This window comes from Streptomonospora arabica (assembly GCF_039531585.1).
GTDB classification, from domain to species: Bacteria; Actinomycetota; Actinomycetes; order Streptosporangiales; family Streptosporangiaceae; genus Streptomonospora; species Streptomonospora halophila.
In genome coordinates this window covers 46,219-53,184 of sequence record NZ_BAAAQI010000024.1, presented here as the reverse complement: position 1 = coordinate 53,184, position 6,966 = coordinate 46,219, and the positions used below count along the sequence as shown (strand labels likewise).

Here is a 6,966-nt window from a genome sequence, read left to right as displayed (position 1 = left end):
TTCCTAAGACCGCTTGGCCTCCGACTTGCCGCGGGGCGGAGGCGCCGCGCCGCCCTGCCCGCGCCCGCGCGCCGGGGGAGGGCCCGGGCCCGCGCCGGCGGCAACGGGCGCCCGGTGCACGGGCACGCACTGTGATGCCGCCCACGTTTCTCACTCTGCGTAGCCGAATCGTATTGCCGCGCACCTGCGGCGGGTAGTGCTAGTTTCGACTGCACCGCGGTCACCGAAACGGCAGCCGTATCCGACATCGCTCGCACCGCGGTCGCGACCGGCCCCGCACCTCCGAGGGCGGCCGGTGGCCGACCGCCGTCCCGCCGATCGCCGGCTCGCGGCCCGTCCCTCCCGGGGGCCGCACCAGCAGCAGAAGCCGTCAGCCCAGCGCCGAAACGCCGACCGCCTCCGCAGGCTCCCCCGCCGTCGGCGCGCAATCCGAGGAAGGCACCGGACACGCCGTGCGTGAGTATGCGCTCACCTTCGTCATCGCCTTGGCGGTCACCTATCTGCTGACCCCGTTCGTGCGGCGTGCGGCGATCACGTTCGGCGCGGTGCCCCCGGTGCGCGACCGCGACGTGCACTCCGAGCCGATCCCGCGCATGGGCGGCATCGCCATCTACGGCGGCTTCGCGGCGGCGCTGCTGATCTCCTACCGGTTGCCCCACCTGCAGGACGTCTTCGTCTACAACACCTGGCGCGGACTGCTGCTGGCCGGCGGCCTGATCGTCGTCATCGGAATCATCGACGACCGGTGGGGGATGGGTCCCGTGCCCAAGCTCGCCGGCCAGACCGCGGCGGCGGGGATCATGGTGTGGTCGGGCGTGCAGATGCTCTGGCTGCCGGTTCCGGGCACGCAGCTGTCGCTCGGGCCGTGGCTGGGGTCGCTCGTCTCGGTCGTGCTGATCGTGGTCACCATCAACGCCGTGAACTTCGCCGACGGGCTCGACGGCCTGGCCGCCGGGATCGTGGCGATCTCGGCGTTCGCGTTCTTCGCCTACTACTACGTCGCGGCGGTCGACCAGGGATTCGAACGGCAGTCCTACCCGGCCATGATCGCGATCATCCTGGCCGGCGTCTGTATCGGCTTCCTGCTGCACAACTTCAACCCGGCCCGGGTGTTCATGGGCGATACCGGCGCCATGCTGCTCGGACTGCTGCTGACCTCGATCACCATCACGGTGACCGGCCAGTTCTACCCCGACGGCCGCACGAGCGTGCACGGCATCGCGCTGTTCCTACCGGTGTTCCTCCCCCTGCTGGTCATCGCGCTGCCCCTGGCCGACCTGGTGCTCGCGGTCGTGCGGCGCACGCTGGCCGGGAAGTCGCCGTTCGCCCCCGACAAGAAGCACCTGCACCACCGGCTGCTGGAGCTGGGCCACTCCCACGCCCGCGCGGTGCTGCTGATGTACCTGTGGGCCGCGATCATCGCGTTCGCGTCGGTGTCGCTGTCGGTCTTCGACACCCCGTTCGTCGTGCTGACCGTCACGCTGCTGGTGGCGGCGTGCGCGGTGGGCCTTATCACCCTGCCGCGGCTGCGCCGCCGGAACCGGGCGCGCGACGCCCGCGCCCGGGCCGCGGCCGCCGGCTCCGCGTCGACGACGTCGGCTTCGGCGGAGTAGGGGGAACGAGATGCTGATCACGCCCCGCCGCCCGGCCGGTCGCTTCCCCGCTCCATCGGACCGCGGTCCCCGCCGGCACGGAACCGCGCCGGCCCCGCACCGGTCCCATCCCGCAGTGAACCCGTCCGGAACCGGAGGTCGAACCCAGCCGAACGCCACATGACCCGCGTTCACCCAACAGCGGCGACAAACTCGACAACCTGCATAGACGGCCGGTGATCTCGACTCCGCGCGAGCGGCGGGGGTGACCGCAGGGGTGACCCGTGCTCGGATGCCCGAATCCTTGTGATAGCTTTCACGAGCAAGCACCCCCACGTCCACTACCGGAGCCGAGCCTATGAAGGGACACGACGCCCGGATCCTCCGCGGCGCCGCGATTCCAACCGCTGTCGCAGGTGCGCTGGCAACGGCCGTCGCGGGCACGGTATCGGGTGCGCAGGGGCTCCTCGGCGCGGTCTCGGGGACGGTCTTGGCGCTGGCCTTCTTCGGGCTGAGCTTCCTGGTGGTCACGTGGGCGGGGGACAAGAACCCGAAATACTTGTATCCAGCCGCCATGGGCACGTATCTCGCCAAGATCGTGCTGCTCGGCGTGCTGCTCGTGGCTTTCGGCGACGCCGCCGTGTTCAACCACCTCTCCTTCGCCATCACGGCCTCGGCGTGCACCGTGGTCTGGATGGGCGCTCACCTGTGGGCGCTGAACACCGCGAAGATCCTGTACGTGGAGCCCGCGGAGGAGGGAACGTGACGCCCGCCGGCCTCGGGGCCCGCGTGCCCGCGTCCGCCGCCGCGCGAAGGCGCGGGGGCGAGTGCTGCCGGGCCGCGGGGCATCGCCCCGCGTCGATCATGGGCTTTCCGCACGGTATGTTCGTCTCGGTTGGCATCGGCTGGGCCGCCATCCAGGCGCTGTCCTTATCCAGCGGCGAGCCGCACGGATCAGTGGGAACGGCATAGGCGCGGCCGTCTTCGAGCTGCCATCCTGACCAACCACTCCGGTGCTCCGCCGCACGCACTGACGGCGCGGCACCCCCAACCACGAACGAGGTTTGAGTTGTGTCACGACGAAAGGATTCGCCGTGAGTGCTGAAGCGCGCCTCCTCGCGTCCGGGGAGGAGAGCTGCCATCTCTTCGGAGACAACGGCTGCGGATTCGACTCAGTCGTGCCCGGCGCGGAGGTCTTCTTTCCGGAGCCGTGGCTGAGCTTCGGGATTCCGGGCACCTCCGGCATCACCAAGTACACGGTGCTGCTGGTGTTGTGCGTGCTCCTGGTACTGGCCTTCAGCTACTTCATGCTGCGCAGGCCCTCGGTCGTGCCGGGGCGCGTCCAGGCGGCGGGCGAGCTGGTCATCGAGTTCATCCGCACCAACGTGGTGCACCAGCAGATCGGCGGCAAGCGCGGCGAGAAGTACATGCCGCTGATGATGACGCTGTTCCTGTTCATCTTCGCGATGAACGTGATGGCCATCATCCCCTTCCTGCAACTTCCAGTGACCAGCCATCTGGCCTATCCGATCGTGCTGGCCGTGTACATCTACGTGCTGTGGAACTACATCGGCCTCCGCGAGCACGGGTTCCGCGGCCACGTCATCGGCAAGCTCGTGCCGCCGACGGTCCCCAAGTGGGTCCTGCCGATCTTCGTCCCCCTCGAATTCGCCTCGACCTTCCTGATCCGGCCGTTCACCCACGCGGTCCGGCTCTTCGCCACCATGCTGGCCGGCCACCTGCTGCTCGCGGTGTTCGCGGCGGCCGGGTGGTACATGCTCAACCTCGACGCGGGCGGCGCCCTCACCATCGTCTCGATCGGCTACTCGCTGCTCGCGCTCGTGGCCTTCCTGGTCTTCACCGCCCTGGAACTGTTCATCATGGCGCTGCAGGCCTATGTGTTCGTGACGCTCGCCTCCAACTACATCGGCGAGTCCATCGAGGGAGCACACTGACCTCTCCCCATCTTGACCCCAGCCCGATAACCAACGTCAGTCCGGCGGCGAGAACGCCCGCCGGCGGGTTCTGAGTAAAGGAAAGCAGTAATGGACATCACGGGTAACCTCAACGTCATCGGCTACGGCCTCGCCGCCATCGGCCCCGGCATCGGCGTGGGGCTCGTCTTCGGTCTGGGTGTCCAGGCCATCGCCCGCCAGCCCGAGGCCCGCGGCCTCCTCCAGGGCCAGATGATCATCGGATTCGCCCTGTCCGAGGCGCTGGCCCTCATCGGCCTGGTGCTCGCCTTCGCCCTGTAGTGGCCGGCTGGTCGTCAACGGAAACAGCGAAGGGAAGCCAGCCATGATGTTCTTGGCAGCCGATGAACCGAACGTCCTGCGCGTCCACTGGGACGAGGTCGCTTTCGGGTCCATCGCCTTCATCCTGCTCCTCGTCGTCATCACCAGGATGTGGCCGCGCTTCACCGCGATGCTGGACGAGCGCAAGAACCAGATCGAGGGCGGTATCGAGCGCGCTCAGAAGGCCGAGGCCGAAGCGGAGGAGATCCGCCAGCAGTACCGCGAGAAGCTCGACGAGGCGCACCGCGAGTACGCCCGCGAGCTGGAGAAGGCCAAGGAGCAGCGGGCCTCCATCATCGCTGAGGCGCGTGAGGAGGCCCAGGCCGAGGCGCAGCGGATTCTCGACGCCGCACACGCCCAGATCGAGGCCGACCGCCAGCACACGTTCGCGCAGCTGCGCGGCGAGATCGGGTCGCTTTCGACCGACCTCGCCGAGCGGATCGTCGGCGAGTCGCTCGGCGACAGCGACGCCCAGAACCGGGTCATCGACCGGTTCCTGGAGGAGCTGGAGCGGAGCGAGAACACCTCCCAGGCCGAGGTGCGCTGATGCGGGGCATCAGCCGCGCCTCCCTGCAGGAGGTCACCGAACGGCTCGGCACCGTGCTGGAGTCGGCCGACACCGCGGCGCTGGGCAGCGAGCTCTTCGACGTGGTGGCGCTGCTGGAGCGTGAGCACACGCTGCGGCGGTGGCTGGCCGACCCGGCCAACGCGGCGGAGTCGAAGTCCGGGCTGATCGGCGAGCTGCTGGAGTCCCAGGCGTCGCCGTCGACCGTGATGGTCGTCGGCGACGTCGTCCAGGCCCGCTGGTCGCGCCAGCGCGACCTGATCGACGCCGTCGAGCGGGCGGCCGTCTTCGCGACGATCGCCCGGGCCGAGAGCGAGCAGCGGCTCGGCGAGCTGGAGGACGAGCTCTTCCGGTTCAGCCGCGTCGTCGCCGGCGACACCGAACTGCGTGCCGCCCTCACCGACGAGTCCGTCTCCGAGGTGCGCAAGGGCGGCATCGTCGAGGCCCTGCTGGCGGGCAAGGCGGACCCGGCGACGACCGTCCTGGTCACCCGGGTTGTGACGCATCCGCGGGGCCGTACCCTGGAAGACGGTCTGGAGTACTACGGGCAGCTCGTCGCCGAGCGCGCCCAGCGCTACGTGGCGCTGGTGCGCACGGCGGTCGCCCTGAGCGAGGACCGCCAGGAGCGGCTGCGCGCCACCCTGGCCCGGATCTACGGGCGCCCGATCCACCTGAACATCGACGTCGACCCCTCGATCGTGGGCGGCCTGTCCATCCGGGTGGGCGACGAAGTCATCGACGGCACGATCACCGGGCGGCTCGGCGAGGTCCGGCGACGCCTGGCCGGCTGAGGCGACGACCCACCCCCAAGCAGAACGCACCGGCGCCGGGGAACGCGGCGCCATACGAGAGCAAGGACATACGTGAGATGGCGGAGCTGACGATCCGGCCGGATGAGATCCGGAACGCGCTGCAGCGCTTCGTCCAGTCGTACGAGCCCGACGCCGCCGCGCGCGAGGAGATCGGCACCGTCACCTACTCCGGTGACGGGATCGCGCGCGTCGGCGGCCTTCCCTCGGCGATGGCGAACGAGCTGCTGCAATTCGAAGACGGCACGCTGGGCCTGGCCCAGAACCTGGAGATCGGCGAGATCGGCGCGGTCGTCCTCGGCGACTTCGCCCAGATCGAGGAGGGCCAGGCGGTGCGCCGCACCGGCCAGGTGCTCTCGGTGCCGGTAGGCGACAACTTCCTCGGCCGGGTCGTCGACCCGCTGGGCACCCCCATCGACGGCCAGGGCGAGATCGAGACGACCGAGCGCCGCGACCTGGAGGTGCAGGCCCCCTCGGTCATGGAGCGCCAGCCGGTGGGCGAGCCGATGCAGACCGGCATCAAGGCCATCGACTCGATGACCCCGGTCGGCCGCGGCCAGCGCCAGCTGATCATCGGTGACCGCCAGACGGGCAAGACCGCCATCGGCATCGACACGATCATCAACCAGAAGAGCAACTGGGACTCCGGCGACCCCGCGAAGCAGGTCCGCTGCATCTACGTCGCCATCGGCCAGAAGGGCTCGACCATCGCCGGCGTGCGCGGCGCGCTGGAGGAGGCCGGCGCGATGGAGTACACCACCATCGTCGCCGCCCCGGCGTCCGACCCCGCGGGCTTCAAGTACCTGGCGCCCTACACCGGCTCGGCCATCGGCCAGCACTGGATGTACGACGGCAAGCATGTGCTGATCGTCTTCGACGACCTCACCAAGCAGGCCGAGGCCTACCGAGCGGTGTCGCTGCTGCTGCGCCGCCCGCCGGGCCGCGAGGCCTACCCCGGCGACGTCTTCTACCTGCACTCTCGCCTGCTGGAGCGCTGCGCCAAGCTCTCCGACGAGATGGGCGCGGGGTCGATGACCGGTCTGCCGATCATCGAGACCAAGGCCAACGACGTCTCGGCCTACATCCCGACCAACGTCATCTCCATCACCGACGGCCAGGTCTTCCTGGAGACCGACCTGTTCAACCAGGGCCAGCGCCCGGCCATCAACGTCGGTGTCTCGGTCTCGCGTGTCGGCGGTTCGGCCCAGACCAAGGCGATGAAGAACGTCACCGGTTCGCTGCGCCTGGGCCTGGCCCAGTTCCGCGAACTGCAGGCGTTCGCCGCCTTCGGCTCGGACCTGGACGCGGTCTCCAAGGCGCAGCTGGAGCGCGGCGAGCGGCTGATGGAACTGCTCAAGCAGGGCCAGTACCAGCCCCTGGCGATGGAGAAGGAGGTCGTCTCCATCTGGGCGGGCACCACCGGCCAGATCGACGACGTCCCCGTCGAGGACGTCCGCCGCTTCGAGGAGGACTTCCTGGACTACCTCGCCCGCGAGCACTCCAAGGTCCTCGACAACATCCGCGAGAGCGGCAAGTTCGAGGACGAGACCGAGGCCACCCTCAAGGAGGCCGTCTCCGAGTTCAAGCTGACCTTCCAGACCTCGGCCGGCACGGTGCTGGGCACCGAGGAGGAAGCCGAGGCGCTGGAGGAGAGCCAGGTCGGCCAGGACACCATCAAGGTCGCCAAGAGCAGCGGGAAGTAGCCC

Annotated in this window: 7 protein-coding genes; all 7 read left to right on the top strand. The window is 69.4% G+C overall.

Going from position 1 to position 6,966, the window contains the following annotated elements; translation table 11 throughout:
- The first annotated feature begins 452 nt into the window (after positions 1-452).
- The 7 genes from ABD284_RS24210 to atpA all read left to right on the top strand — a co-directional run bounded on the left by ABD284_RS24210 (position 453) and on the right by atpA (position 6,963).
- Complete coding sequence (locus ABD284_RS24210; RefSeq protein WP_344148205.1) at positions 453-1,613, top strand: MraY family glycosyltransferase; 1,161 nt, start codon at positions 453-455, stop codon at positions 1,611-1,613.
- A 337-nt stretch (positions 1,614-1,950) separates the two neighbouring features.
- Complete coding sequence (locus ABD284_RS24205; protein ID WP_344148202.1) at positions 1,951-2,358, top strand: Cg1360 family ATP-synthase-associated protein; 408 nt, start codon at positions 1,951-1,953, stop codon at positions 2,356-2,358.
- 328 nt (positions 2,359-2,686) lie between these two features.
- A complete protein-coding gene (gene atpB / locus ABD284_RS24200; protein WP_344148199.1) occupies positions 2,687-3,547 on the top strand; it encodes a F0F1 ATP synthase subunit A in 861 nt (286 codons plus the stop codon).
- A gap of 90 nt (positions 3,548-3,637) precedes the next feature.
- Positions 3,638-3,847, top strand: coding sequence for an ATP synthase F0 subunit C (gene atpE / locus ABD284_RS24195; RefSeq protein ID WP_344148196.1), 210 nt, complete (start codon positions 3,638-3,640; stop codon positions 3,845-3,847).
- Positions 3,848-3,890: 43 nt separating this feature from the next.
- Positions 3,891-4,433, top strand: a complete 543-nt coding sequence (atpF, locus tag ABD284_RS24190) for a F0F1 ATP synthase subunit B (protein WP_344148193.1) — start codon at positions 3,891-3,893, stop codon at positions 4,431-4,433.
- Positions 4,433-5,242, top strand: a complete 810-nt coding sequence (locus ABD284_RS24185) for a F0F1 ATP synthase subunit delta (protein ID WP_344148189.1) — start codon at positions 4,433-4,435, stop codon at positions 5,240-5,242. The genes atpF and ABD284_RS24185 overlap by 1 nt, the downstream gene beginning before the upstream one ends.
- A gap of 77 nt (positions 5,243-5,319) precedes the next feature.
- Positions 5,320-6,963, top strand: coding sequence for a F0F1 ATP synthase subunit alpha (gene atpA, locus ABD284_RS24180; protein WP_344148186.1), 1,644 nt, complete (start codon positions 5,320-5,322; stop codon positions 6,961-6,963).
- Positions 6,964-6,966: the final 3 nt, after the last annotated feature.

Excerpts from the sequence above, each read along its gene's own strand:
- ABD284_RS24205 (WP_344148202.1), top strand. The coding sequence starts at position 1,951 with ATGAAGGGACACGACGCCCGGATCCTCCGCGGCGCCGCGATTCCAACC.
- atpE (WP_344148196.1), top strand. The coding sequence starts at position 3,638 with ATGGACATCACGGGTAACCTCAACGTCATCGGCTACGGCCTCGCCGCC.
- atpF (WP_344148193.1), top strand. The coding sequence starts at position 3,891 with ATGATGTTCTTGGCAGCCGATGAACCGAACGTCCTGCGCGTCCACTGG.
- ABD284_RS24185 (WP_344148189.1), top strand. The coding sequence starts at position 4,433 with ATGCGGGGCATCAGCCGCGCCTCCCTGCAGGAGGTCACCGAACGGCTC.
- atpA (WP_344148186.1), top strand. The coding sequence starts at position 5,320 with ATGGCGGAGCTGACGATCCGGCCGGATGAGATCCGGAACGCGCTGCAG.